This is a genomic window from Christiangramia oceanisediminis, assembly GCF_022570735.2.
Taxonomy (GTDB): domain Bacteria; phylum Bacteroidota; class Bacteroidia; order Flavobacteriales; family Flavobacteriaceae; genus Christiangramia; species Christiangramia oceanisediminis.
Genome location: NZ_JANCNS010000002.1, coordinates 845,955 through 872,157, shown reverse-complemented (window position 1 = coordinate 872,157; position 26,203 = coordinate 845,955). Strand labels below are relative to the sequence as shown.

Sequence of the window (26,203 nt, the reverse complement as noted above, 5' to 3'; positions counted from 1 at the left end):
TTACAAATTCATAAAATTACCTTAATTTAGCCGAAATTTTCGAACCCCATTTCTATGCCCGAATTTCTGCTTAAGATTCATCAGGTTTATGACAAGGATGACCTGTTTTCCAGCAAGATCGATTACTCAGTAAAGATTTTGATGAGGATGAATGAAGATATGCTTGACCTTAATTACGGAACTACTGGCAAAGCATGAAATACGAATTCACGATAATAGTACCTGTTTTTAATGAGCAGGAGTGCCTTCACGAATTGCTTGGCCAGCTCAAGGCTTATTTGGCGAAGGCTTCAAAAATAACCAGGGTACTGCTCGTTGATGACGGTTCTACCGATTCGAGTCCGCAGCTAATCAGGGAATTCTGTAGCCAGAATGAATCTTTCAGGTATATTATTTTTGAAAGAAACTTTGGGAAAGGAGCTGCATTAAAAGCTGCTTTTGACCATATCGACACACCCCTGCTGGGATACCTGGACGCCGACCTTCAAACCTATCCACAGGATTTTGAAAAATTGCTGCCTTTTATTGGAGAATATGACCTGGTTACGGGCTGGCGAAGGGATAGGAAAGATACCCTGGTAAAAAGGATCTCTTCCAAAGTAGGTAACGGGGTACGTCATTTCTTCACAAGCGATAAAATGCATGATACTGGTTGCCCGCTAAAGATCATGAAGACCTCATTTGCCAAAAATATTCCTATGTTCAAAGGTTTACAACGATTCCTTCCTGCTATGGTACTGCTGCAGAATGGAAAAATCAAGGAGGTAGAAATTCCTCATTATCCAAGGCTTGCCGGGAAATCGAAGTATAATTTTCGCAACAGATTTATGGGTCCGTTAATAGATTGTTTCGCTTATGTATGGATGAAAAAATCTTATATAAAGTATAAAATTGGCGATAGGAATGAGTAGTTTGATTCTCTATTCCCTCGGTTTTTCGGCCCAGATATTATTTTCAGGCAGGATGATCTTTCAATGGGTACTTTCTGAAAAAAGTAAAAAGCTGGTGACCCCGGCACTTTTCTGGTATTTGAGTTTGCTGGCTTCCTTTCTGCTTTTCGTTTATGGTTATTTCAGGAACGATTTTGCGATCATGTTTGGCCAGACGCTTACGTATTTTATTTATATACGAAACCTTCAGCTACAGGGTGAATGGAATCGTATTCCAAAACTTATGAGATGGTTTCTATGGATCTTTCCCTTGCTCATTGTTTTTTATGGTTTCAATAATCATGCATACGATGCGAGGCAGCTTTTCAGGAATGAAAATATCCCAATCTGGTTGCTCATATTGGGAAGTTTCGCGCAGTTCTTATTTAATCTAAGGTTCTTCTACCAGTGGATTTATTCTGAAAAAAGAAAAATATCACGTCTTCCTATGGGGTTCTGGGTGCTTAGTCTATTAGGATCGGGCCTCATCCTGGTCTACGCCATATTAAGAAAAGATCCGGTTTTGCTCGTAGGACATGGGTTCGGGTTTTTTATCTATATCCGTAATATGCATATTCTGAAATATGAAACTGAAGGATAATTATCTGCTTATACTCGTCCTGGCTTGTATCTCGATCTTTTTTGTGAACCTGGATGCCATTGTTATTAATATCATGGAGGCCCGAAACTTTGCAACGGCACGGGAAATGATCACGCTTGATAACTGGATCTTTACTACCCTGAATAACGAGCCACGATACGAAAAGCCGCCACTGCCTACATGGCTAACCGCGATCTCCATGATGCTCTTTGGAATGAAGAATCTTTTCGCACTTCGGCTGCCTGCAGCAATCATGGGAAGTATAGTAGTGATCTCCATTTATAAACTCGGTTTCAGGTTTACAGCCAACAGGAAGTATTCTTTTATAGCGGGGTTGATTGCATCCACTTCCTTTTACATACTTTATTCAGGACGTGACGGGCAGTGGGATATACATACCCACGCGTGGATGATACTGGCGATCTATTTTTTATACCAGCTTTTTACCACAGCCTCAAAACAATACTTGAACGCGATCCTTGCCGGAATATTCATTGGATGTTCTTTCCTGAGCAAGGGCCCGGTTTCAATGTACGCCCTTTTACTGCCTTTCCTGGTCGCTTTCCCCATAGTTTTCAAATTCTATGAGCCCAGGAGACTTTGGAAACCGGTTTTGTTGATGCTTTTTATGGCATTTATGGTAGCCGCTCCCTGGAGCCTGTATGTTTATTATTTCGATACTTCAGCGGTATCTCAAATAACCGATAAAGAAACCGGAAGATGGCTGGATTACAACGTAAGACCGTTCTATTACTACTGGAGTTTCGTGATACAAAGCGGACTCTGGACCATCCCGGCATTTGTTGCTTTATTATATCCTTATTTAAGGAACAGGGTTTTTAACAAACCTGCTTATAAATTCACCCTTATCTGGACGCTGGCTTCGGTTATTTTACTTTCGGTGATCCCGGAAAAGAAATCAAGGTACCTGCTGCCTGTTTTGATCCCAATGGCGCTGAATACCGGGTTCTATATCGAATACCTTTTCCGAAGTTTCAGGATGATGAAAATGAAGGAAAAGTGGGTGGTGTATTTCAATTTTGGCCTGCTCGCTCTAATTGGCATCATATTCCCGGTTGCTGCATTTACCTATTTCCAGGATGATCTTCAGCAAATATGGCCATGGTTAAGCCTAACATCGGTTTGCTTAATCCTGATAGGCGGCTTCATGCTTTATTTTCTATACAGGAACAGGATCAAACCGGTATTTTACCTGTCCATAGCATTTATAATCAGCATCATCTTCTTTGGATTGCCTATGGCTAATAAAGTTGAGGTGAATCCAGACTATCAAAGCATCAAGGTCGTGGATAGCTATTTAGAAAAAGATCCAATGCCGCTTTACGAGTTCCAGGGTTTTACTCCTGAAATGATCTGGGAATACGGCAAACCTATAGAGACCCTCTGGAACGGGAGCGAATATGTTATTCCGGCAGAAAATGAATTTTTGGTACTGGCCACTCTTGAACAGTCTGTAGAGTTAAAAGAGCACTTTAAAGACTACCAGGTGACCAAATTAGACGAAATTGATATGAATCGTACGGATAACACCCATAGGGAACGCCTGTTTAGATTCTTATATTTGGTAAAAAAGCAACCTAATGATTAACTATCCAATAAAATTCCATCCCATTTTACAGGATAAGATATGGGGAGGCGAAAAACTGAAGAAGTATTTTAACAAGAATACCAACCGCAAGAATGTAGGAGAGAGCTGGGAAATTTCTGGAGTTGAAGGAAATATTTCGGTGGTGAGCAATGGTAGTGAATCGGGGAAAAAGATCGATGATCTTATAGCTGAATATAAAGCCGATCTTGTGGGAAAAAAGGTATATGAACATTTCGGAAATGATTTTCCGCTGTTGATCAAGTTCATCGATGCCAGGACCGATCTTTCGGTTCAATTACATCCCAACGACGAACTGGCCAAACAGCGTCATAATTCCTTCGGAAAAACCGAAATGTGGTATGTAATGCAGGCCGATGAAGGTAGTAAGCTTAATATCGGTTTCAACAGAGATCTCGACAAACGAGAGTATTTAAACTACCTGGAAAAAGGAAAGATCACCGAAGTTTTAAATTTTGAAGAGGTAAAGCCGGGCGATTCGGTTTTTATCAATACTGGGAAAGTTCATGCCATTGGTGGCGGAGTCCTGCTGGCAGAGATCCAGCAAACTTCAGATATCACCTACCGGATCTTTGACTGGAACCGGGTGGATTCTGATGGCAATTCCCGGGAACTGCATACTGCTCTCGCGCTGGATGCCATAGATTTTGAAAAGAAAGACGATTACTGGCTGGAGTATGATAAGGAAACCAACAAATCTTCTACCATAGCTTCCTGTGAATATTTTACCACCAATTTTTTACCGGTGAAGGGGGAAGTGGAAAAGGATTACTCGGCCCTGGATTCTTTCGTGATCTATATGTGCGTTAACGGAATGGCAGAGATCAGTATTGGAGAACATTCAGAAAAGATCAAAAAAGGAGAAAGCCTGCTTATTCCCGCAATTTCAAAGAAGTTCAGAATTAGTGCAACCGAAGCTGAACTGCTGGAAGTTTATATCTAAACCCCAGCAGTTGTTATTTAAGGAATTAGTAGAACCTTGCTGGAACTTTTACCCGATTCCAGGTATTCATGAGCATCCCGGCCATCTTCAAGTGCAAATTTTACCGGTTCCTTGATCTGAAGATTTCCGTTCAAAACCATTTCAAAAAGAGCGTTCGAGCGTTTGATACGCTCTTGAGAAGAGGTAAGGTACCCCCAAAGATCTCCGCCCGTAAGGGTTTTACTGGTATCCATCAGCATCCTGGGATCCACCTTTTTTGGGTCCCCACCACTCATTCCATAAAACACTACCGTTCCGGTTTCCCTGGTCACTTCAAAACTGTCCATCAGGCTGCTGCCAACACTATCGTAAGCAACGTCCACACCTTTTGGCCCCGTGATCTCGAAAACCCTATTTTTCCAGTTCTCATCAAGAATAATGGCATGATCGGCACCGGTATCCAGGATGGTCTTTAATTTTTCTTCATTTCGGGTTAGACCTATTACACGGCCACCTTTAGATTTTACCAATTTTGAAAGCAGCTGGCCTACACCTCCTGAAGCAGCATGAACGAGCACCCAGTCGTTATTTTTAACATGATAGCTATCATTGGCCAGGTAATGAGCAGTAAGACCCTGGAGCAGGAGGGAAGCGGCTGTCTCAAAACCTATCGAATCTGGAAGTGGGATCACATGCTCTTCCGGAACTCCAACGAATTCGGCATTCGCAAAAGCAACATCTGCAATCGCGATTCGGTCCCCAACCTTGAATCGGTCTGACCTGGATTCAACGATCACCCCGGCAGCTTCGTAGCCGGGAATGTAGGGTGGCTCTCCTTTTAAATGATAATTTCCTTTTCTTCGGTAGATATCGGCATAATTAAGACCGATCGCTTTGGTTTGGAGAAGCACTTCTTTTTCACCAATTCTGGGTTTTTCCATTTCACAGATTTCCATCACTTCTGGACCTCCAAATTCCGAAAAGGTGAGCGCCTTCATTTTTTCACCCATATAGTTTCAATTTAGTAGTTCAGGATACTATCGATTTCTTTAAGTTCAGATTCAGAAAAGTTCAGCTGATTAAGCGCTTCTATGTTATCGTTTAATTGAGATACCTTGCTCACACCCACAAGTACCGAAGTAACCCGTTCATCTTTCAGCAACCATGCAACCGCCATCTGGGCCAGACTTTGATCCCGGGCTGCTGCGATCTTGTTAAGCCGGGTAATCTGCTCGACCAGTTCTTTTGTAATTTGGGATTTGTCAAGATAACTCCCCTCTCTGGCTGCCCTGGAATCTTCCGGAATGCCGCCTAAATATTTACTGGTTAGAATACCCTGTTCCAGCGGAGAGAAAACGATACTTCCAATACCAATTTCTTCCAGCGTGTCCAGTAGTTTATCTTCCACCCATCGATCCATCATGTTGTACCTTGGTTGATGGATAAGAAAAGGCGTTCCCTGTTCCTTTAAGATTCGGGCTGCTTTGGCAGTATCTTCAGCATTATATTGAGAAATTCCCACGTACAGGGCTTTTCCCTGTCTTACGATCTGGTCCAGTGCACCCATGGTTTCTTCCAGTGGCGTTTCAGGATCGGGCCTGTGGTGATAGAAAATATCTACATAATCCAGCCCCATTCGTTTTAAAGACTGGTCAAGACTGGCGATAAGATATTTCCGGGATCCGAAATTCCCGTATGGTCCTGGCCACATATCCCAACCTGCCTTGGTAGAAATGATAAGCTCATCGCGGTATTGCTGAAAATCATCACTGAAGAACTTTCCAAAGTTTTTTTCAGCGGAACCGTATGGAGGTCCGTAATTATTGGCAAGGTCAAAATGCGTAATCCCGTTGTCGAAAGCCGTCCTTAAAATTTCGCGGGCATTGTCCTGATTGTCGTGATCACCGAAATTGTGCCAGAGGCCAAGGGAAATAAGAGGCAGTTTGATACCGCTTTTTCCGCAACGCCTGTATTGCATTTTTTCGTATCTGTTTTCTGAAGCTTTATAAGGTCTCATGACTGGTATATTTGATTTATTACAAAGAAATGAATTTATGTTTTTTGTGGAGACAGAAATTAACTTTTATGTCCTGTATGCTTTTTGAAGATTTATAATCTAATTTAATTAATGCGTGGAATAAGATGTTGTATGGTGTACAAAACAACCACCAAAAACCAAAATATCCGGCGAGTGGAGACAGGTTGATTTCATAAAATCGAACCAAGGATACTTCAAAATGTTCAGGAACTTGAAGCATCAGGAAATGGCAAATAAAATTCAAGACGATTTTCTATACTTCCTTATGTATAGCCATCTATTTACGCATCCTGGTATTTGGAGAGGTAAGATTTATTGAACGAAAAATTTCCAACAAGGTTCTTTTTTGGCAAATTTCAATTATCGCTTGTTAATCAGGCCTGTTTTCGTGAAATAAAGAGGTTGAACATCAATTTAATCAGGAAGGATAATCTTCCCTAAAAATTCATGCTCTACTCAAATGCCTGGCACGACATTTCAGGCTGCTGAAGTAAGTTCGGTCAAAGAGAATATCTTTGACGAAACTGGTTGATATCTTTAATTTTTGCTGAAGCTTACAAACAGGCTCGGACCGTCCTGGGGTCCTTCAAGTTCGAGATTCACCAACTTATCTGTAGCCGAAATAACATTATAATTATGGCTAAGTTCAGCCAGTTTGGCTGAAGGTTCGAAGAAGATATGAAAGTCAACATCATCAAAAGAATCGAATTCGCCCCCCGAATCAATATTGACGCGCCAGCTACCAACTAAATTGTCGAGGCTGGAATTCGCCGATAAATTATTATTGGTTTCAAAAACAAATGTATAGTCTTCAAAACGGGCAGTTTCATCAGATCCGTCAATCTCAAATTCAGATACCCGCCATTCACCATCCATGATGATCCTGTTCAATTCCCTGGCTTCCAGTACAGGCTTGTCCAGGTCGTCGTTGTCTTTATCGCATGAAATAAAAAGGGATAGGCAAAAAAGGACTAAAAGAAATTTTAATCTTTTCATGTGGTAGGGATTTTTGTTGCTTGTAACTGAACGTAAAACTACAAAGCCTATTGTTTTTATTTAAGGAAATTTTAAGAATTAACAATTAAAAAATCCAGTTTCTGGCGTTTTTGATAAAAAAGGGGGGTTAACCCTAGCTGCCCAAAAAATTAACATGAACAAATTATAAATTCGAATATTAAAATATTATATTTGAAAGCGTTATGCTTTGTAAATGAGCGATATAACGGAAAGTCCCCACCTTTCCCCCCGTATAGATTAGGTAATTTAACATGCGTTATTATGAAATTCATAACCGGGAGAGAAGATCAGATCAAAATCATCATCCTATCTGTTAGCCTTGTTCTCATTATTTTAGTGGCGATCTTCAAGTAGGAAATTTATTTTAAACTCTTTTTTAGAGCCAGGATTTCACTCGCTGAGATCCTGCTCCTGCAATTCAACACCGTTCACTTAGGACAATATTAAATTTTTATCCTATTCAAAATTAGGGCTCCAGGATAAAATTCAAATTCAATCCAATATTTGTTAAAAAGTTGTATTTGACATGTTGTCAATGAGTTATATTTAGTAAATTTCTGTATTGATTCAGGCTAAATGTGACTTTTGATTTAAAGATATGCTTAGTTTCCTGGCCCGGTCTTAAATATTAACTACTAAAAAATTTGAAAGATGAAAACGAAATTTCTACCAATTTTATTGACTTTTCTGATGTTTTCCTGCGGACCAAGCACGCAGATAACCGGTGCATGGACCAAGGATAATATTTCCTCACAAGGCCCCTATAAGAAGGTATATATCGCCGCACTTACTCCTAATGTAAATGCTCAGAACGCCATAGAGAATAACCTGGCTTCAGCAGCCAGAGAACGAGGAATAGAAGCGGTTACCAGCAAACAGAGTTTTACCCGAACCTTTACACAGGATAATCAACCTTCCAGGACAGAGATCCTGGATAATATTCGTGCCCAGAATGCCGATGCGATTTTTACGGTGACCCTGGTAGACAAAGAATCTGAAACCAGGTATATACCGGGTAATACCACCTATGCACCCATGGCGTATGGTCCTTATTACGGAAGTTTTTATAGCTATTACAATACTATGTATCCAATTACCTATGATCCTGGATATTATGCTACAGATAAGATCTATTATATGGAAAGCAACCTGTATGATGCAGAGACAGAAGAACTGATCTGGTCTGCGCAGTCAAAAACAGTTAATCCTGCGAATGTAGATTCTTTCGCCAGGGATTATACCGAAGCGATGATCATGGAACTTGTAGAAGACGGCGTGTTGAAGGAATAAGATGTAGGTTCCTGCTGATTAAACAAATATAAATTCAGGCTTATGAAAAGATCCTTGCAACTATCCATTCTTTGCATCGGGGTATGTTTAAGCCTGGCTGCACAGGATTCTCATTACTGGTCGCAACAATTCGGAACCAGGTCTGCACTTCTTTCGGGTGCGGTTCTAGGAGGCGCCAACGATAACAGCATGATATTTTATAACCCGGGAGCATTGGGATACCTGGAGAATTCGTCCATATCTATTAATGCCAGTGCTTATAGCATTGGAAATATAAGGGTAGAAAATGCACTGGGGCAACAGGCCGATTTTGAAAGCGTGCAGATTGGATCTGTACCTCTTTTGGCAGGAGGAATGATACGAACAGGTGATGAAAAATGGAAAATTGGGTACGGCATTATAACGCCGGTAGATTTTAGCTTTAAAGGTATTGCAAGGCTGGATAATAGTTATGAGGTGATCGATGATACCGAAAGTCCTGGCCTGGAAGAACTGGTAGCAGAAGCGGCAGTGACCACCAAAACCTCGGAGATCATGCTCGCATTGGGTGTAGGCAGGCAATTAAATGATAAGTGGTCTATTGGGTTGAGTAATCTTTTCAGCGTTCGGTCTCATTCTTACCAGCGAAACTTCTCTACCTATGTTTTTATGAATGATGAGAACAGGACCCTGGTAGGTGCCAATCAAAATCAGAATGTAGAATATTATAATGTGCGATATGCAGCCAAATTAGGGCTGGTTTATCGAAGTGGTGAATGGAGCACAGGTTTAACCCTTACATCACCATCCATTAATTTCTTTGGGAACGGAACTCTTGCAAATAACATCGCGGTAAGAAATTTGAAACTTGTTGATGATGATCGAATAAGCGGGGTGGCCACCGCCCGCCAGGCTGAATTGAAAAGCACTTTTAAATCCCCATTTTCTGTAGCGCTCGGAACCAATTATACGAAAGGTAGGTCCTACGCGGGAATTGTAGTTCAGTATTTCAACTCGATAGATCCTTACGAGGTCATGGAACCCATGCCGGGTACTTTTGTGAGACCCGCAGAATTAGCTCCAGAATTGCAAAGCGACCGATTCCTGAGGAACAGGGCAGGAGCAGAATCGGTTTTGAATGTGGCCATAGGATATGAACACCAGTTAAATGAATCGCTGGCATTACTGGCAAGCGCCAGGAACGACATTTCTTATTTTGATGAATCACTGAATGACGGCCCGGGTATTAAATCTACCATCAGTTCCTGGGATATTTACCATTTTACGGCAGGAGTAAATTTAGATCATCGGCAAAGCAGCATTAGTCTTGGCCTGCTGTATAGCACGGGCAACACGGGCAGGTACGAACAGCCCGGTAATATAGATCCTTCTAATATCAACCTGGTTGAAGGTAGTACTACCATCACCGAAGCCAGATACGGCAACTTTGGGTTATTGTTAGGTTACACCCTCAACCTGGACCGCAGAACCAACAGCAATGATTTGGAGTAAAAAGGTCAATATTAGCTAAATCCTGGTGTCACCTCAAACAATTCATAAAATAATGCTAATCCAATTTATTTAACTGCTTATCAAATAGTTGAAAGTCAATTTTTCGTTAAATTTAGCAAGCTCTTTTTCTACGTTTTGAAACCCATACCTATTGAATCTGGGTATTATGATCTAATTCTCCCTTTTCTGATCATTCAAATTACAGGGTATGAAAAAAATTGCTTTATCTCTCTCGATCTTTTTGGGTTTTGCATACACTTTACACTCGCAAACCTTTACCATGGGAAAGAAATGCCGGGAAATTTATGTTCGAGCCGAGAATGCCCTTGAACAAAACGCTTACCAGGAAGCACTCAATATTCTGAATGAATTTTCAGATGAATGCAAGACAAAGGATGCCCGGGAATTAAGAAGCGTGGCCAAAGCCGAAGCCTATAATGGCCTGGGCCAATACGACGATGCGATGAGGGAGGCCGAGCTTGCTTTGGATGTGACAAAAGGAGAAAGCCTTAACGCATGGTTCCAGAAAGGTATTGCGCAAAATAAAAAAGGAGATATACAGGGATCCAGGAGTTCCCTGGAAAAAGTGATATCTCTTACTGAAATGAATCAGAACACTCAACAACGAGCCTCTAATTATGCACTGATGGGAGCGCTGTATAGCCGCCAACTCAATGAACCCGATTCCGCATTTTATTACCTGGATAAAGCCAAAGAACTGGATCCCGGGAATCCTGATTTCCTGATCCAGGAAGGGGATATCTATGTGAACTTTGATGATTATGATAATGCCTTCAGGGCTTATGACCAGGCACAGGCTGCCGGTAAGAATGATATGGAAATGTATATCATAAGGAGTGAAGCCCGGTTAAAACAAATGGAACATCAATATGGGACTACCAATGCCCAGGAATTAAAATCAAAAATGACCGCCCAGGAAAAGGAGACTGTTTGCGGCGACCTCCAGAAAGCCCTGGAAATGGGATGGCGGGATATGAACAAAGACATGTTCGCCGCCCTGGTATGTAACTAAAAAAGCAAAAGCTATGAAAAAGTATATCACCTTGATTTTAGTCATTAGTTTGTGTCTGGGCTGTGGCTCCTGGAATAAACAACAAAAAGGAACTGCGGCCGGTGCGGCCGGTGGAGCCCTAATAGGTGCTGCAGTTTCTAAAGGAAGCGTATGGGGTGTGCTGGCCGGTGCTGCCATTGGGGGTACAGCTGGAAATCTTATCGGAAAGCATATGGACGACCAGGCGAAGGAGCTTGAACAGGCTGTGCCAACGGCCGAGGTTAACCGGGTAGGAGAGGGGATCAATATGACCTTCGATTCCAGTCTTGCTTTCCAGATCAATTCTGCAGAGATCAGTGATTCCTATAAAGATGAACTTAGAAGTGTAGCGGGAGTTTTCCAGAAATACGATGACACCAATATTCTTATCGAGGGTCATACCGACGATACCGGGGAAGAAGCTTATAATATGGAACTTTCCAAAAAAAGAGCCCAGGCCGTGGAAGCTTTCCTTATTAGCCAGGGGGTAAGTTCCTCAAGGCTTACTACCAAGTGGTACGGTGAAACCCAGCCAAAATATGAAAATACCGAGGCAGAGCGTGCCAAGAACCGAAGGGTTGAATTGGGAATATATGCTAATGACGATATGATCGCGGCAGCGAAAGAAGGAGAATTAGATTAGTTTTTTATTAACCATTCTGGAATAACCTCAGTCGGTTTTAATATCAGGCTGAGGTTTTTCTTTTAGGCAAATTGATGATATTGACGAATTTACTTATTAAGTATCATTTATGGATTTCAAAATAAATTTAGAAATATAATGGTGGCAATCAGCAATTACCAGATTAATGAATGGCATTGAAGATCAGCTTTTCATGAATATTTTTAAATTTCAGGTTAATAGTATTGAAATACCAAGTGGATTTGTCTAACCATAAAAAAACCACCTGGTACAGGTGGTTTTAATTCTAATTCCGAAAAAATTATCAGGCAGGGATCTTTTTAGCTTCTTTTTCTCGTTTCCAGTTTCGATGCATCTGAATGGCCTTGATAAAATCTTCCGGCCCTTTATTGATAAAGATCGCGTCGTCCTTTTTAAAATCCTTACCATAGGTTTCATCGAATAGCTTTTCAGCTTCAGAATCGATCGCAATCGCCTTGCAATGCTTAATGGTTTCATTAATGAATTTTTTGGCTTTGGCAATTTCCATTAAAGAATCTATGCTTTTGTTGCCCCCGGGAATGTAAAGCGCATCAAAAACCACGCTCTCGGTGGTCATCAATGCGGCGTCTACCTTGTGTTTCTTGTTTTCACTGCATTTAACTTCACCGCCATGACTTGCCACGATGTTCACTACCGCCTTTTCCTTTTCCAGGGCATTTTTCATTTTGCTGAATTCTGAAGCATTAAAGCCGTCGCTCACAAGAAAAGCAATTTTTCGAGCCTCGATACTTTCAGATTTTAGATGGGTCTGGCTTAATGCGGCTGAATTCTTTAAATAATCTTTTCGTTTCCCGGGCTGATTGGTTTTAGAGCCGGCATCGGCTCCGATTGCCTGGTTTACTGGTTTTTCAATTTCTGAAGGTATTTCCATTCTCAGGTTACCGGCCACTTTTTCGGCAAGGTTTTCATCGATCTGATTGATCAACCATAACATTCGCTTTTTTATATGGTCATAGGTACATTTTCCAAGTTCGAATGAATACGCCTCGGCTACATGTTCCTTTTCCCATTCTTCCAGGCTTCTATAAAATATTCCCGGTTGTGAAAAGTGATCACTGAAACTTTCACTTCTGGCTCTTACCTTATTTCCGTCCTGTCTTTCTTCATAGCTGGTGAATCCGCCTTCAGCCATTTTTGCCAGGTGAGGACAACCACCTCCAATCGAATTAGGGAAATAGGCGGTTTTTCCCTTGTTCACGGTCATTCGCATATGGGCATCACGTTGGTTGTTGTGAACTTCATTAACAGGGCGGTTGATGGGAATTTCATGAAAGTTAGGACTGCCAAGCCTGGAGAGCTGGGTATCTGTGTAAGAGAACAGCCTGCCTTGTAACAGCGGATCGTTACTAAAATCTATTCCCGGAACGATGTGGCCGGGATGGAAAGCCACCTGTTCGGTTTCCGCAAAAAAGTTATCGGGATTCCTGTTGAGAGTCATTTTTCCAATTCGCTGAACGGGCACCATTTCTTCCGGAATTAGTTTGGTAGGATCCAGGAGATCAAATTCGAATTTATGTTCATCCTCTTCAGGTACCACCTGAATTCCGAGTTCCCATTCAGGATAATTTCCTGCTTCTATAGCATCCCAGAGATCCCTTCGGTGAAAGTCAGTATCGGCTCCGTGAAGTTTTACGGCTTCATCCCAGGTTACCGATTTTACACCTAGCATGGGTTTCCAGTGGAATTTCACAAAATGAGATTTGCCTTCTTTATTAACCAGGCGAAAAGTATGAATCCCGAAGCCTTCCATCATCCTGAAACTTCTGGGAATGGCGCGGTCACTCATAACCCATATGTGGTTATGAAGGGTTTCCGGGGTATGGGATACAAAATCATAAAAAGTGTCATGGGCTGATGCTGCCTGTGGGATCTCGCGGTCTGGTTCGGGTTTTACCGAATGGATTAGATCGGGGAATTTCATGGCATCCTGAATAAAAAATATGGGCATATTATTTCCTACCAGGTCAAAAACTCCCTCTTCGGTATAAAATTTTACAGCAAAGCCACGAACATCCCTGGCCAGGTCTGCAGAACCCTTGGAACCGGCTACCGTAGAAAATCTTACGAAAACCGGCGTTTTTCTGGAAGTATCAGTAAAAATACCAGCTTTGGTAAGCTTTTCCTGATTTTCATATAGTTCAAAATAACCGTGCGCCCCGCTTCCCCTGGCGTGTACGATACGTTCAGGGATACGTTCATGGTCAAAATGAGTGATTTTTTCTCGAAGAATAAAATCCTCCAGCAGGCTCGCACCTCTTTCTCCTGCTTTAAGGGAGTTATTTGTGTCGTTAACCTTAACCCCTTGATTAGTGGTCATGGTTTTACCTTCAGCATTTGATGTGTTCTTTTCAAGGTCTTTCTCCTTGGCATCTTTCTTCTCGTTGCTCATAATATGATTTATTAGTGTGGTTTACTTAAAAGTAAAACGAACAGGCCATGCATAGGAATAATTTCCTGTTAAACAATTCCGGGATTTTCTTAAAATGCGAAGTTTAAACTCGCCATCTTTTTGAAAACATTTCAAAATAAAGTGAATAAAAATCGTGTTTTATTGAATCCCGTATATCTGAGTTGGCTAAAGATTGATAGAATTAAGATGCTCAAGACCATCAGTGGTCATCTGGAAACCGCCCTTGAAATGGCAAAAGAAAGGATTGGCTGGTGATCGATATGAAAGAAGATTTTAAACAGATCTTTCCGAATTAAATTCGATTAATAAACACAATTGAAAAAATAAAAATACCGGCTTTCGCTGGTATTTTTATTTAATAAACTAGCAATAAGTAACTTGAGGAGATTTTTTCTTAATTTAATGCTTGTTAAAACTACTTATGCAGCTACTTAAAAAACCTATTGCGCAGATCCTCATTTTTGGCTGTTGCCTTGCAGCGATACTTCTAATCGTTTTCGGTGCGAAAAATCCCGGACTGGAAGATAAAAAAGTACTCATTGGCAATGCAGATGTCGCGCAGTTGATCGCCAGTTGGGAACGTACCTGGAAGCGCCTGCCCACGAAAGAGGAGCTCGACGGTTTATTGCAGAACCACGTTAGGGAAGAGATCCTTTACCGTGAAGCGCTGAACCAGGATATGGACGAGAATAATGCCATGATAAGAAGAGGCCTAATCGTGCAAATGAATATGTTGGCCGAATCCCAGGCCCAGGATAAAAAGGTTTCTGAGGAAGCCATCCAGGCCTATTATGACCTTAGGAAGGACCAGTTTATGAGCTCACCGGAATACACCTTTACCCAGCTTTCTTTTGACCAGACTAGTACTGAAGAAGAGATAGAAAAAATCAAGCAGCAATTGATTGAAGACGGTAAACAACCCGACTCCGATGACCTGCCAGGAAAACAGGGAATGTTGCAACGAGATTTTGACGGAGCCAGGCTCTACGATCTTGGCAGGACCTTCGGGGAAGGCTTTGCTGAGCAGCTGGACGAACTTCCGCAAAACACCTGGGCCGGCCCGGTAAAATCGGGATATGGCTGGCACCTGGTTTATATCGAAAATATCAAAGCATCTGAGCCACTTCCTTTGACTGAAGTAAGAGATGCGATCATCACCGAACTTCAATACGAAGAGGCTGAAGCGGCCAGAGAACAATTCTATACCGAACTCAGGCAGGAATACGATGTTGTTTATGAAGGAATCGCAAAAGACTTGGTAAATGATTAAGAGCTTAAAAAGGCTGTTATATATCGCACTCTTTGGATTTTGCTTTTTAAAACCGGCAGATTTCAGGGCAGATATTGTTTTCCCCGCAAGGCTGGAACTTACCGAAACCCAGCCGGGCGTCTTTGATGTGTTCTTTATTCTACCTGTGGTTAACGGAAAAGTATTAAAAGCCAGCCCTGTTTTACCCGAAGCCTGCACTTATCAAACGGAACCTGAAATAACCGGAACACCAAATACCAAGCAAATTACCTGGAGCATAGATTGCCAGGGTGAATATATTTACGGGAAACAGATAGGAATTGAAGGCCTTCAGGGCAGCCAGGTAGAGATCATGCTGATCATCAATTTGCTGGATGGGCGCAGTTATAACAAGAAATTAAGTCCGGCGATGGCCTATTTCGAGGTACCAGAGCCACCCACGACCCTGGAACTACTGAAGAATGGAATGATCAATGGAACAAGATCTCTGCTTTCACAGCCTTATCTTTATCTAATCCTTTTCTGCCTGGTGATCTTTACAGGTTTTGGAAGTAGATCAGGTTTCTATCCTGGTTTCTTTATTTCCATACTTATTGGATACTGGCTGGGAGCCTTTGAAATGATGATGACTCCCCAATGGATGTTCAATCTAACCGCTGCTGGTTTCACTCTTCTGGTTGCTTTAAAATCCAGGAAGGACCTTACAGAAGCTTTTTCCAAATTGCTTTTGATCCCGCCAGGTTTATTCCTGGGGAATAGTTTAAGTCTTCAGGAATTCGGACTTATCCTCACGCCGGAAGAACAGGTAGCTTTTTCTGTATTTTTTAGTCTGGGGATCGCTATAGGAATTCTACTGAGTTTGATCCTTTTCACCCAGCTCAAAAATATTCTGAAGTCCTATTCGGTCTACGAAAGCTCGCTTAAAGTATTTTCCATCCTAATTGGCTCTATAGGTCTCGGTTTACTGATCTTTGAAAGCAGCCTGTTCTGGAAAACTACATCCATGTTGCCACAGATCCCGGCTATGCTGATCCTTTTCTTCCTGCTGCTGCCACTTTTAAGAGGCTCAATGAGTCTGATGATCTCTGGCCTGTTGTTTATCCTGTTTTCGGCCCTTGGTCTAACGCTGGCCATGAACGAAATAAGCCTTCCTTATTCTGAACTGTTCCTGCTGGCATTGATCCTGATCTCGGGCGTATTCATGCTTGGTAAGGGCATGGTCCCGAATTTCATGTTTTTGATCCTGCTTATCATGGGTTCATTTGCCGCCGGGAATATCATGGGAGAATATGCGAATAATAATATTTCCTATCCGCTGGCAAGGTCGGTAGGTTACCTGGCTTTCGGATTATTCCTGATCGGTATCCTGGGTAGTTCAGTTAAAACAGCTGAATCCTCCAATTTCTTAAAAGCTGTTTCGGTCATAATTACTGGATTGGCTGTGCTGATCCTTTTTAACCTGTTTTCCAATGATTATTTTGAAGGCATCGTAACCGCATTCCTGAGCGGAAATCTGCCGATCCCTGTGATAAGTATTTTACTGCTCATCCTCGCCATCATTTTCTGGCCGAGAAACAGAAAAGTCCACCGGCAAATGGCCCTTAAAAGCCGAAAACCTCTTGTTAGTTTAAGTATGGTGATCCTGGCGGTTATCCTGCTTCCTTTTCATCTGAATATAAATAATCCCTGGTTTGAAGCAGAAGACCTGGACCAGGCGGGGATGGAACGTATCATGCAAAATGTACTTTCCAATACCTATTCGGCCTTTAATGTGGAAGATGAAGAAAAATTGTTTGAAGAACTCTCAAACAACGTAGATTCAGAATTGCTGGATAATGTTTACCTGGACAGCCGGAGAAGGCTGAATATGGGCCTTCGGGAAGGAGCCGAAGTGAGCGTGCAGGAGGTAGAACTCAACAGTATGGGGAAACCTCAGGTATTGCAAGACCCTGAAAGCATCGAATATCCTGCCCAATGGACCGTAACGGCGAGAGTACGACATTTAAAACACATACATTACCGTAAAAACCAGTATACCGGCACCGTAGCCCTAAAAGCGATAGATAATAAATGGAAGATCTCAAAAATAAGTCTCACCTCAGAAGAGCGGAAAGTGATCGCGGCTTCCAGCCTTTGATAAAACTGGAAGACCTCAGCTTCTCCTACACCAGGGATTCTTTTTATTTAAAGATTCCAGAGCTTCTTATTGGCAGATCTGAAAAACTGGGCATAACAGGTCCCAGTGGCTGCGGAAAAACCACTTTACTGAACCTTATTTCGGGAATTATAAAACCCAATTCCGGGAAGATCTTTACGGGAGATATCGAACTAACCAGCCTTGGAAACCAGGATATCAAAGACCTCAGGCTGGTAAAAATGGGGCTTATCTTCCAGCAATTTGAATTACTGGAATACCTCAGCGTTCTGGATAATATCCTTTTGCCCTTCAGGATCAATCCAATTCTGGAGCTACAGTCCGAAACTAAAGAAAGAGCGAGTTCCCTGGCAATTTCGATGGGGCTTGGAGATAAACTGAAACGCTATCCTGCTAATCTCTCGCAGGGAGAACGTCAACGGGTATCGGTAGCACGGGCCCTGATCACCAAACCGGAACTGCTAATCTGTGATGAACCCACGGCCAACCTGGACCCTGTAAATCGTGACCGCATCCTGGATATTATAGATTCTTACTGTGATAAGACCAATACGGCCTTAGTCATGGTGACCCACGACCGGGAGATCCTGGGCCGATTCGACCGGGTGCTGGATATCCTGGAATTTTCGAATTTTAAAGATAACCGTGGCCATGAATAACAGTTTTTACATAGCCTGGCGTTACCTGCAGTTTCACTGGGGCAAGACCCTGCTGCTTATCCTTTCCATTTCGCTAGTCATATTTATTCCTTTAGGCCTGAATCATCTGGTGAACAAAGGTTCTGAAGACCTTATGGCCAGGGCTGAAAAGACTCCGCTCCTGGTGGGCGCACCTGGAAGTGAAACCGAATTAAGCCTTAGTTCCCTGTATTTCAATAAACCGAAAAATCAACCGGTGATGTTTCGTGAAGTGGAAAAGATAAAGGAGCAGCAACTGGGAAAACCAATTCCGCTTAATATCGAATACCAGGTGAAGGAGCAACCCATTGTGGGCACGACGCCAGATTATTTTGAATTCAGGGATTTGAGCCTGGCTGAAGGCCGGAAAATGGCCATTTTGGGGGAGTGTGTGTTGGGTGCTGAAGCGGCCAGGAAACTGAATGCGCAAGTGGGATCTTCGATCATCTCATCTCCTTCAGGAGCTTTTGATGTTGCCGGAAGTTTTCCCCTAAAAATGAACATCGTTGGTATTTTAGAAGAGACCGGTACTTCTGATGATGAAGCTGTTTTTACTGACATCAAGACCAGCTGGGTCATTTCAGGAAAGGCCCATGGGCACCAGGACCTGCAGCAGGTGGAAAACGACAGCTTGTTACTGGCTAAAGATGAAACTCAGGCGGTGGCCAGCCCTGCCGTACTTTCTTATACCGAGATCACACCTGAAAATATCAATTCCTTTCACTTCCATGGGGACCCGGGAGATTATCCTGTCAACGCGATCATCGTGGAACCTAAGGACCGGAAGTCGGCTTTGATGCTGAGAGGTCGGTACGAAAATGAACAAAGTTCTGTGCAAATGCTGGTGCCGGAAAAAGTGATTTCAGAACTGGTGGGCACCATGATCTCGGTTAGAGACCTGCTTATCCTGGCCGGGGTGATCATTGGTATCGCCTGTTTGGCCATTCTTGCATTCGTTTTTGCTTTGTCTATTAAACTCAGGAAAGCCGAATTACAAACCATGAAGCATATTGGCGCCTCCCGAAATTTCATCGGCAGCGTTCTGGGCCTGGAAATAGGACTCGTCCTGCTTTCGGCCATTATAGTATCAGGAATATTAACTTTGATCATGGGGAACTTCGGGATTCCCCTTATTGAAAAACTAATCTCATGAAAAAGACCAGCCTAATTCTAGCATTTTTGATCTGCCTTGTGGCCTGCAAAGACAAGGAAAAAGAGAATAACACTACCGAACCCGTTTCCGAAGAAACACAGGAAAGCCCGGTAGTCTATGTAAGCAATTATCCGCTTTATTATTTTGCTGAAGAAATTGGCGGGGAGGCAATAGACCTGAGATTCCCGGCTTCCGGGGAAACCGATCCTTCCGGTTGGGTTGCTGGAGCTGAAACCATCCTGAATATGCAGCAAGCAGATCTTGTCATCATCAATGGCGCTACCTTCGAAAAATGGCGGAATAATGTGACCCTGGAGGAAGCGAATATCCTAAATACTACCCAGGGACTGGACGATAGGCTGCTTCCGCTAGGAGAAAAATTCACCCATAGTCATGGCGAAGGCGGTGAACATACCCATGAGGGGACGGCAAGCATTACCTGGCTGGACCTTGAACTGGCCATTGCCCAGGCTGAAAAGGTGAAAAATGCCTTTCAGGAACTGCTGCCTGGAAAAAGAGAGGAATTCCAGCAAAATTTTCAGGATTTAAAGCAAAGTCTTACCGACCTTGACAGCAATTATGACAAGCTGGAGGTAGATCCTGAAAAATTCCAGCTTATCTATTCGCACCCGGTTTACCAGTATTTGCAAAATGCCTATTCACTTAAGGGTGAAAGCCTGCACTGGGAACCCGGTGATGCCTGGAACAAGGATAAGAAGCATGAAATAGAGCACCTGGCGAAAAAAGGCAAAAAGACCTACCTAATCTGGGAAGATGAACCAGCTAAAGAGACAAAAGAAGGCCTGGAAGAAATGGGGGTTCATTCTATCGTGGTAAACCCTGTTTTCGGACAGCCAGAAAACCTGGATTTCCAGGAGGTGATCTTTAAGAACCTGCAAAACCTTCAGAAGATCAAAGAATAGACTTTTATGAAATTATTTAAAAACCTGTGGTCAGATTTTGGTCACAGGTTTTTTTGTTTAACCTTCTGACTGTCAGATATTTATTTTAAATTTTAATTTTCTTGTTGTATCTTCAATATTCCTTTCTTAAAAAGGAGAGGATCTTGCCCCACATTTTTTATTCGAACCTGAGATTTTAAAAAACAATTGTTTATGAAAAATTATTTGAATGTATTAGGCCTGATCCTTCTTGGCAGTCTTGTAATAAGTTGCGGCGATGAAAAGAAAAATGATTCAGAAGAATCATTGGCTGAAAATGAAGCCGAAACAGCAGAAATAAAAACCAACCCGCTAAAAGAGGTTTACTGGGGAGATACTCACCAGCATACGGGTAATTCTTTTGATGTATATCTATTTGGAACGCCAAATTCCACACCAGAGACTGCCTATCGTTTTGCCAAGGGAGAAGAAGTGGTCAGCCCAACTACCGGAGAAAAATGGCAACTAAGCAAACCACTTGATTTTCTTGTTATTGCAGATCATGCCGAATTGTTGGGTTCCATCGCGTTGATGTATAAGGATACCCCTGGAATTGCAGATACAAAAACAGGAAAGACCTTTCTGGAAATATCCCCTGAACCAGAGGAAGAAGGAATGCAAAAAATATATGACATCATAAACTACGCGGCATTTGATCAACCCAATGATGCTAATTTAACTTCGAAAGATCTTATCGGGGATTTTGGAGGCGATAAGGTAAGAATGGCCTGGGAGGCTAATATTGAAACGGCAGAGGCTCATAACGAACCTGGAAAATTTTCAGCAATCATAGGATGGGAATGGACCTCCAATAATGGCGGTGCCAACTTACACCGGGTAGTTTTCATGCCACAGGATGGTGATGTGGCTAAGCAGTTTATTCCTTATACTGCTCTGGAAAGTGATGATCCCGAGAGTCTTTGGGATTGGCTTGATGAAACCAGTGCCCGTACCGGTGCAGATTTCGTAGCCATCCCGCACAACCCGAATATCAGTATCGGGCTCATGTTTCCTGAAGTTCGCCTTAACGGGCAACCTATTGATGAAGCCTACGCCAAACAACGAATGAAATGGGAAAAGAACGTAGAGATCACTCAGATAAAAGGGGATTCTGAAACCCATCCTGCACTTTCACCCAATGATGAATTCGCAGATTTTGAAACCTATGATTTCGCCTTAACTCCCGATGGCACCAGGCCAGATCCTACCATGGCAGATTATGTTCGTACCGGTTTGATGAGAGGTCTTGAGCTTGAGAAAAAGTTAGGCACTAACCCTTACAAATTAGGGCTTATAGGAAGTTCAGATTCGCATACCGGAATATCGGCTGTTGAAGAAACCAATTTTGCGGGCAAAGGACAGCATGATGCCACACCAGAGCAACGACCTCATCCAACAGGTCTCGGCTCATCCAAAGGTTGGGATATGGGTGCTGCCGGCTGGGTAGGTGTTTGGGCCAAATCGAATACACGCCAGGACATTGTGGATGCATTTCAAAGGAGAGAAGTCTACGCAACTACAGGCCCCAGGATCACTTTAAGGTTCTTTGGCGGATTCGATTATTCCGAAGCAGATGCCAATGGAAATAATATGGTTCAAACCGGTTATGATAAAGGTGTACCTATGGGAGGAGACCTTAAAAATACCGATGGTAAGGCGCCAACATTCATGATCGCCGCCATGAAAGATCCAGACGGCGCGAACCTGGACAGGGTTCAGGTCATTAAAGGCTGGTTGGGAGCCGATGGTAAATCAAAGGAAAAAGTTTATGATGTCGCCCTATCCGGTGACCGTAAGGACGGAAGCGAAAAAGTGGGGAATACGGTAGACCTGGAAACAGGAAAATATACCAACAGTATAGGTGCATCCGAATTAAAAACTCTTTGGACCGATCCCGATTTTGATGCTTCGCAGAGGGCCTTTTATTACGTTCGTGTACTGGAGATCCCAACACCCAGGTATTCCTTACTGGATGCCATCTAGTTGGGTATTGACCCAAAGGAAACCAATCACCCGGCAACCATTCAGGAACGAGTGTATAGTTCACCGATATGGTATAACGCTAAATAAAATTCTCAGGATCCATTTTTAAAAGAACTAAAAAAAAAATTTAAATCAAAAAGCCTGTAATTCTTGTGAATCACAGGCTTTTATTTTTAAGTTTCAATTTTAATTTAATCTGAACTATGTTTCAGGATCAACATATTGAAATCTCTGCTGTTATACTTTTACCTGCTACCAGGCATGGAATTAATAGTCTCACTTAAATTGGTAACCTGTACAGACATTCCTTTCTGACTGGGCGGATACTCTTCAAATGTTTCTACGAACCTTCCTATTATCTTACCTGCCTGCCCCAGGATCCAACTGCGATTTTCAGACCACTCGTCATATCCTCTGGCTTTTATAAACCTTTCAAAGGGATCCATTTTTAAATTGATAAGGATGGGTGTAGAAAGTGGTACCTGTTCTGCCCGAAACCATTCCTCCTGATCTATAAAGAGCAACTTCCATTGGTTATAACGCATTCCATGGAAAACCGTCTCTGTAAAATAGAAAAATTCTTTACGATTGGTTTTACCATTGTTCAGTAAAATATCACTTTGATCGTAGCCGTCGAGATGGACTTTAAATTGTTTGCCATTTATGTTCATACCGTCAAGCAGATCTTCTTTGATGTTATCGTCTCCAACCCAGGCCATCAGTGTAGGAATCCAATCTTCCATGGTCATAAATTCACCAGTAACAGATCCTGCTGGAATATGGCCGGGCCATTTTACCATCATAGGCACTTTAAAGCCACCTTCCCAGCCACCAACACCTTTTTCTCCGTGGAAAGGGTGATTACCTCCATCAGGCCAGGAATTTGAGGGAGCCCCATTATCTGTAGAAAACATTACGATTGTATTTTCATCTGCACCAAGTTCTTCTAGCAGGTCTAATAATTCCCCAACGTCATCATCCAGTTCCATCATCCCGTCTGCATAAAGGCCATATCCGCTTTTCCCATCGTATTCTTCATTAAGGTTGGTACGGTAATGCATTCGTGTGGTGTTATGCCATACAAAAAATGGTTTATCATCCTCAACCGCATCACGAATAAAGCGCTTAGATTCCTCAAGGACCTGCTGGTCCAGATTTCTCTGTACTTCTCTTCCCCAGGGACCAAGATCCTTGATCTCCTGTTCACCATTAGCTAAGGCTTTGGAATGAATTATTCCGCGTTGATCGAGATTATAACGTTCCTGCACCTCTGGATCTTTTGGGAAATCATCCTGTTCAGGGTATTCCCCGGCATTCAGGTGATACAGGATCCCATAGAATTCATCAAAACCATGAGCAGTTGGTAGATGCTCATCACGATCTCCCAGGTGGTTCTTGCCAAACTGCCCGGTAACATAACCGTGGTCTTTTAACATTTGCGCAAGAGTAGGATCACTATCCTGAATACCTTCTTTCGCTCCTGGAAGTCCAACGGTAGTTAATCCGGTACGGATTGGATATTGACCCGTAATGAAGGATGCACGCCCGGCCGTACAGGATGCCTGAGCCAGGTGATCCATAAATAACATCCCTTCCACAGCTATTTTGTCAATATTTGGTGTACTACCGCCCATCATTCCGCGGTGATAGGCCGAAATGTTCCACATTCCCACATCATCACCCCAAATAATTAAAATGTTCGGCTTTTCCTGAACAACAATCGCCAGGGGGAGCATGAGCAGAATCAGCAAAACAGACCAATGATTTGTCGCTTTCTTTTTCATATTGATAGTTTATATAGTTAATAAAGAGTTATTCAGCTTTAGCCTAACATACTTTGGGGTATAGAATAAGTTATGTTGATGGGGTAATTCCTGTAAAAGCTTGGGAATCATTGAATTTAAGAATTTTCCTGATTATTTTCCTACACATATGCCTGAAAAAAATATTATAACTTCTGATTTATAGTGATTTAACTTTTGTTGATCGAGAAACCAGGCATTTTTTAAAGCATCAAAAAGCCTGTAGTTTTTATTAAGCTACAGGCTTTTTGATAAACTGTGTTTTCAAATTCTTATTCAGGACTATACCAGAAAGGTGAAGCCCAGGCTCTTTCCACGATCTGTTTTGGAATACGGTCAGGGAAATCTACACCGGCGCGAATCTCATCAAAGAGGTTCCATCTTGCGGTTGGTAACTGCAACACCCTTACATAGTAATAGGCATATTGATCTGGATTGAATTCAGGATCGGTCCATACGCCCGATAATTCAGGAGCTCCTTTTTCAGTATTGAACTCACCGGTTTCCAGGTTCACCGGAGCATCTATAGGTTCTACAGAACCATCAGATTTAAGCCTGTCTCCAGAGGCTACTACATTAAATATTTTATCCTTTAGTTCACCATTCTCTACCCAGCCTTTTATGATCTGGATTCGATCCAGGTTAGGCCCAATAGGATCTTTGATTGCCCAGACAAGGATCTGCGGGGCGGTATCTCCCTTATAATCCTGCCCCATGGGAACGCCTTTATCATAGGCATCGGTTATGATATCTTCATAAGATGTTTTGGAAGTATCAAAGCCCTGCCCGGCAAAGGCACGAACTTTTATCCTCGGACCACTGGTAGCGAAAGTTTCCTTGTTATACATTCCATCCCAGATCGCTTCTCGCGTGTTAGAGGTGGCCCAAACACCGGTAATGGCCCCTGGATTCATATCTGCCACGGTCATTTCTCCATCCATATCGTTGTTAGCCCTGTCTTCAGGAGTACGATCGGCCAGGCCGTGACCACCAACTTTCCAGTTGTCTTCCTCTACATTGGAAGGTGAACCATTATGACTATCGGTTCCGCCTGCGAAACCGTATTTAAATGGATTGGTGCCCAGGTCCTGTTCATATTTTAATCCCCGGGTAAGACCGTAACGTACAAAATTTCGTTTTTCGAATTTTCGGTCATTGAATTTTGCGATGGAAGGCGCGTTCTCAAAATCGGCAAATTCATCCTTTTGCCAGAATTGAGAAACCACTTCAGAATTACCTTTTATCTGCATCATCTCGATAAGCGGTTCCATGCTGTTCCTTGTTTCCACGTATTCCTTGGTAATAGGCCCACCGCTAAGAGTTTGTTCCGGGAAATCCAGGCCTTTACTTTCATTGGAATTATGTGGCACGGCAAAAACGCGCATTCCTTTATCCCGCTGATCCTGCATCCAGGCCCAAAGGTCTTCCGGATCCTTACTTTCGTTGGAAGAGAATGGAATATCAGGCACATTTGTGTCTCTAAAGAATACATTTCGGTGGGAGTTTCCTTCGTTTGGTGCAGAGGACCACTCATATGCATGGATCGTGGTAAACTTCCCGGGTTCATAATGTTTTTCGGTAGCTTCAAAATTGGCTTTCCAGGTAGATTTTACAGCCTCCCAGCCTTCCCAGAACTCGGCATGCGGATTATCACCTCCGGCAAGTACGTCCAGTACATATGTTTTATAAAGCCCAAGTGCTTCCTGGTAATCGGTCGCATTTCGAAATTTTGTAGGTACTTCAGAATCATAATTTTCAGATTCAGGATTCATTAAAGTGTAAGCTTCACCCATGAATTCAGAATGGTCGGTCACCGCACACCAATCCAAAGGTCTTTTGATCTGGTGCATCTGTCCGTTAACTTTTACCTGTTCTCCCTTGGCGAACTTATAGGCATCATCGGGTCCTATACGGGTTCCGGCGATATAAGCATCCATGGAAACACCTGTATGCAGGTGCTCCTCGCCAAAATAAGCATCTTTTAATGGGTTTTCCTTAACCTTGACTTCGGCTGTTTCAGGATTGGTTTGATTTAATTCAGCCTTTGATTCACTCTTATCAGATTTACAGGAAATAAGAAAAAAAAGCGCTGAAATGAAAATAATAGATCGTTTCATAATGAAAAAGGATTACGTAGTTGGCTATAATCACCCTAAGATACTGAAAAATAGAATACTATATA

The 26,203-nt window shown here is 42.5% G+C and carries 20 protein-coding genes and 1 pseudogene; 15 read left to right on the top strand and 6 right to left on the bottom strand.

Annotation, left to right across the window (positions count from 1 at the left end):
• Positions 1 to 54 precede the first annotated feature (54 nt).
• From MKO06_RS11400 to MKO06_RS11380, 5 genes are read left to right on the top strand one after another with little or no spacing between them, the layout of a single operon-like run.
• Positions 55 to 198 (top strand): hypothetical protein, encoded by a 144-nt coding sequence (locus tag MKO06_RS11400; RefSeq protein WP_241551297.1) that lies wholly within the window; start codon positions 55 to 57, stop codon positions 196 to 198.
• A complete protein-coding gene (locus MKO06_RS11395) occupies positions 195 to 911 on the top strand; it encodes a glycosyltransferase family 2 protein (protein ID WP_241551296.1) in 717 nt (238 codons plus the stop codon). Before MKO06_RS11400 ends, MKO06_RS11395 begins: the two co-directional genes overlap by 4 nt.
• Positions 904 to 1,530 (top strand): lipid-A-disaccharide synthase N-terminal domain-containing protein, encoded by a 627-nt coding sequence (locus tag MKO06_RS11390; protein ID WP_241551295.1) that lies wholly within the window; start codon positions 904 to 906, stop codon positions 1,528 to 1,530. Before MKO06_RS11395 ends, MKO06_RS11390 begins: the two co-directional genes overlap by 8 nt.
• Positions 1,514 to 3,139 carry an ArnT family glycosyltransferase gene (locus MKO06_RS11385; protein WP_241551294.1) on the top strand — a complete coding sequence of 542 codons (1,626 nt, stop codon included), beginning with the start codon at positions 1,514 to 1,516 and terminating at the stop codon, positions 3,137 to 3,139. Before MKO06_RS11390 ends, MKO06_RS11385 begins: the two co-directional genes overlap by 17 nt.
• Positions 3,132 to 4,100 (top strand): type I phosphomannose isomerase catalytic subunit, encoded by a 969-nt coding sequence (locus MKO06_RS11380; RefSeq protein WP_241551293.1) that lies wholly within the window; start codon positions 3,132 to 3,134, stop codon positions 4,098 to 4,100. Before MKO06_RS11385 ends, MKO06_RS11380 begins: the two co-directional genes overlap by 8 nt.
• 17 nt (positions 4,101 to 4,117) lie before the next feature.
• Here MKO06_RS11380 and MKO06_RS11375 read toward each other — a convergent pair whose 3' ends face one another.
• The 3 genes from MKO06_RS11375 to MKO06_RS11365 all read right to left on the bottom strand — a co-directional run bounded on the left by MKO06_RS11375 (position 4,118) and on the right by MKO06_RS11365 (position 7,113).
• Positions 4,118 to 5,089 carry a quinone oxidoreductase family protein gene (locus MKO06_RS11375; protein WP_256946178.1) on the bottom strand — a complete coding sequence of 324 codons (972 nt, stop codon included), beginning with the start codon at positions 5,087 to 5,089 and terminating at the stop codon, positions 4,118 to 4,120.
• A gap of 11 nt (positions 5,090 to 5,100) precedes the next feature.
• On the bottom strand, positions 5,101 to 6,096 hold the full coding sequence (gene mgrA / locus MKO06_RS11370; RefSeq protein WP_241551292.1) for an L-glyceraldehyde 3-phosphate reductase: 996 nt from the start codon (positions 6,094 to 6,096) through the stop codon (positions 5,101 to 5,103).
• A 558-nt stretch (positions 6,097 to 6,654) separates the two neighbouring features.
• The gene (locus tag MKO06_RS11365; protein WP_241551291.1) at positions 6,655 to 7,113 is read right to left on the bottom strand and encodes a hypothetical protein; all 459 of its coding nucleotides are present in this window, start codon (positions 7,111 to 7,113) and stop codon (positions 6,655 to 6,657) included.
• A gap of 672 nt (positions 7,114 to 7,785) precedes the next feature.
• Here MKO06_RS11365 and MKO06_RS11360 point away from each other — a divergent pair.
• The 4 genes from MKO06_RS11360 (at position 7,786) to MKO06_RS11345 (ending at position 11,609) form a co-directional block, all read left to right on the top strand.
• Positions 7,786 to 8,424, top strand: a complete 639-nt coding sequence (locus MKO06_RS11360; protein WP_241551290.1) for a hypothetical protein — start codon at positions 7,786 to 7,788, stop codon at positions 8,422 to 8,424.
• A gap of 42 nt (positions 8,425 to 8,466) precedes the next feature.
• On the top strand, positions 8,467 to 9,915 hold the full coding sequence (locus MKO06_RS11355; RefSeq protein WP_241551289.1) for a porin family protein: 1,449 nt from the start codon (positions 8,467 to 8,469) through the stop codon (positions 9,913 to 9,915).
• Positions 9,916 to 10,123: 208 nt separating this feature from the next.
• Positions 10,124 to 10,948: a tetratricopeptide repeat protein gene (locus tag MKO06_RS11350; RefSeq protein ID WP_241551288.1), complete on the top strand. Its 825-nt coding sequence runs from the start codon at positions 10,124 to 10,126 to the stop codon at positions 10,946 to 10,948.
• A 13-nt stretch (positions 10,949 to 10,961) separates the two neighbouring features.
• Positions 10,962 to 11,609, top strand: coding sequence for a YiaD family glycine zipper/OmpA-like lipoprotein (locus MKO06_RS11345; RefSeq protein WP_241551287.1), 648 nt, complete (start codon positions 10,962 to 10,964; stop codon positions 11,607 to 11,609).
• A gap of 304 nt (positions 11,610 to 11,913) precedes the next feature.
• Here MKO06_RS11345 and MKO06_RS11340 read toward each other — a convergent pair whose 3' ends face one another.
• Positions 11,914 to 14,040 (bottom strand): catalase, encoded by a 2,127-nt coding sequence (locus tag MKO06_RS11340; protein WP_241551286.1) that lies wholly within the window; start codon positions 14,038 to 14,040, stop codon positions 11,914 to 11,916.
• 442 nt (positions 14,041 to 14,482) lie between these two features.
• Between MKO06_RS11340 and MKO06_RS11335 the strand changes: the two genes are divergently transcribed.
• From MKO06_RS11335 to MKO06_RS11310, 6 genes and pseudogenes are all read left to right on the top strand, one after another.
• A complete protein-coding gene (locus MKO06_RS11335; protein ID WP_241551285.1) occupies positions 14,483 to 15,331 on the top strand; it encodes a peptidyl-prolyl cis-trans isomerase in 849 nt (282 codons plus the stop codon).
• Complete coding sequence (locus tag MKO06_RS11330) at positions 15,324 to 17,447, top strand: hypothetical protein (protein WP_241551284.1); 2,124 nt, start codon at positions 15,324 to 15,326, stop codon at positions 17,445 to 17,447. Before MKO06_RS11335 ends, MKO06_RS11330 begins: the two co-directional genes overlap by 8 nt.
• Positions 17,381 to 18,124, top strand: coding sequence for an ABC transporter ATP-binding protein (locus MKO06_RS11325; RefSeq protein WP_241551283.1), 744 nt, complete (start codon positions 17,381 to 17,383; stop codon positions 18,122 to 18,124). Before MKO06_RS11330 ends, MKO06_RS11325 begins: the two co-directional genes overlap by 67 nt.
• Positions 18,117 to 19,295 (top strand): ABC transporter permease, encoded by a 1,179-nt coding sequence (locus MKO06_RS11320; RefSeq protein ID WP_241551282.1) that lies wholly within the window; start codon positions 18,117 to 18,119, stop codon positions 19,293 to 19,295. The genes MKO06_RS11325 and MKO06_RS11320 overlap by 8 nt, the downstream gene beginning before the upstream one ends.
• On the top strand, positions 19,292 to 20,218 hold the full coding sequence (locus MKO06_RS11315) for a metal ABC transporter substrate-binding protein (protein ID WP_241551281.1): 927 nt from the start codon (positions 19,292 to 19,294) through the stop codon (positions 20,216 to 20,218). Before MKO06_RS11320 ends, MKO06_RS11315 begins: the two co-directional genes overlap by 4 nt.
• Positions 20,219 to 20,410: 192 nt before the next feature.
• Positions 20,411 to 22,306: pseudogene (locus tag MKO06_RS11310) on the top strand (DUF3604 domain-containing protein).
• A gap of 158 nt (positions 22,307 to 22,464) precedes the next feature.
• On the opposite strand, the gene MKO06_RS11305 reads toward MKO06_RS11310, so the two are convergent.
• Both MKO06_RS11305 and MKO06_RS11300 read right to left on the bottom strand, forming a co-directional pair.
• Positions 22,465 to 24,003, bottom strand: coding sequence for an arylsulfatase (locus tag MKO06_RS11305; RefSeq protein WP_256946177.1), 1,539 nt, complete (start codon positions 24,001 to 24,003; stop codon positions 22,465 to 22,467).
• Positions 24,004 to 24,293: 290 nt separating this feature from the next.
• A complete protein-coding gene (locus MKO06_RS11300; RefSeq protein ID WP_241551279.1) occupies positions 24,294 to 26,138 on the bottom strand; it encodes a DUF3604 domain-containing protein in 1,845 nt (614 codons plus the stop codon).
• Positions 26,139 to 26,203: the final 65 nt, after the last annotated feature.

What these genes read in the sequence shown, in the direction of transcription:
- MKO06_RS11365 (WP_241551291.1), bottom strand. Translation starts at nt 7,113, where the DNA reads ATGAAAAGATTAAAATTTCTTTTAGTCCTTTTTTGCCTATCCCTTTTT.
- MKO06_RS11330 (WP_241551284.1), top strand. Translation starts at nt 15,324, where the DNA reads ATGATTAAGAGCTTAAAAAGGCTGTTATATATCGCACTCTTTGGATTT.
- MKO06_RS11355 (WP_241551289.1), top strand. Translation starts at nt 8,467, where the DNA reads ATGAAAAGATCCTTGCAACTATCCATTCTTTGCATCGGGGTATGTTTA.
- MKO06_RS11380 (WP_241551293.1), top strand. Translation starts at nt 3,132, where the DNA reads ATGATTAACTATCCAATAAAATTCCATCCCATTTTACAGGATAAGATA.
- MKO06_RS11375 (WP_256946178.1), bottom strand. Translation starts at nt 5,089, where the DNA reads ATGGGTGAAAAAATGAAGGCGCTCACCTTTTCGGAATTTGGAGGTCCA.
- MKO06_RS11325 (WP_241551283.1), top strand. Translation starts at nt 17,381, where the DNA reads ATGGAAGATCTCAAAAATAAGTCTCACCTCAGAAGAGCGGAAAGTGAT.
- MKO06_RS11345 (WP_241551287.1), top strand. Translation starts at nt 10,962, where the DNA reads ATGAAAAAGTATATCACCTTGATTTTAGTCATTAGTTTGTGTCTGGGC.
- MKO06_RS11305 (WP_256946177.1), bottom strand. Translation starts at nt 24,003, where the DNA reads ATGAAAAAGAAAGCGACAAATCATTGGTCTGTTTTGCTGATTCTGCTC.
- MKO06_RS11360 (WP_241551290.1), top strand. Translation starts at nt 7,786, where the DNA reads ATGAAAACGAAATTTCTACCAATTTTATTGACTTTTCTGATGTTTTCC.
- MKO06_RS11395 (WP_241551296.1), top strand. Translation starts at nt 195, where the DNA reads ATGAAATACGAATTCACGATAATAGTACCTGTTTTTAATGAGCAGGAG.
- mgrA (WP_241551292.1), bottom strand. Translation starts at nt 6,096, where the DNA reads ATGAGACCTTATAAAGCTTCAGAAAACAGATACGAAAAAATGCAATAC.
- MKO06_RS11315 (WP_241551281.1), top strand. Translation starts at nt 19,292, where the DNA reads ATGAAAAAGACCAGCCTAATTCTAGCATTTTTGATCTGCCTTGTGGCC.
- MKO06_RS11400 (WP_241551297.1), top strand. Translation starts at nt 55, where the DNA reads ATGCCCGAATTTCTGCTTAAGATTCATCAGGTTTATGACAAGGATGAC.
- MKO06_RS11335 (WP_241551285.1), top strand. Translation starts at nt 14,483, where the DNA reads ATGCAGCTACTTAAAAAACCTATTGCGCAGATCCTCATTTTTGGCTGT.
- MKO06_RS11340 (WP_241551286.1), bottom strand. Translation starts at nt 14,040, where the DNA reads ATGAGCAACGAGAAGAAAGATGCCAAGGAGAAAGACCTTGAAAAGAAC.
- MKO06_RS11385 (WP_241551294.1), top strand. Translation starts at nt 1,514, where the DNA reads ATGAAACTGAAGGATAATTATCTGCTTATACTCGTCCTGGCTTGTATC.
- MKO06_RS11350 (WP_241551288.1), top strand. Translation starts at nt 10,124, where the DNA reads ATGAAAAAAATTGCTTTATCTCTCTCGATCTTTTTGGGTTTTGCATAC.
- MKO06_RS11300 (WP_241551279.1), bottom strand. Translation starts at nt 26,138, where the DNA reads ATGAAACGATCTATTATTTTCATTTCAGCGCTTTTTTTTCTTATTTCC.
- MKO06_RS11320 (WP_241551282.1), top strand. Translation starts at nt 18,117, where the DNA reads ATGAATAACAGTTTTTACATAGCCTGGCGTTACCTGCAGTTTCACTGG.
- MKO06_RS11390 (WP_241551295.1), top strand. Translation starts at nt 904, where the DNA reads ATGAGTAGTTTGATTCTCTATTCCCTCGGTTTTTCGGCCCAGATATTA.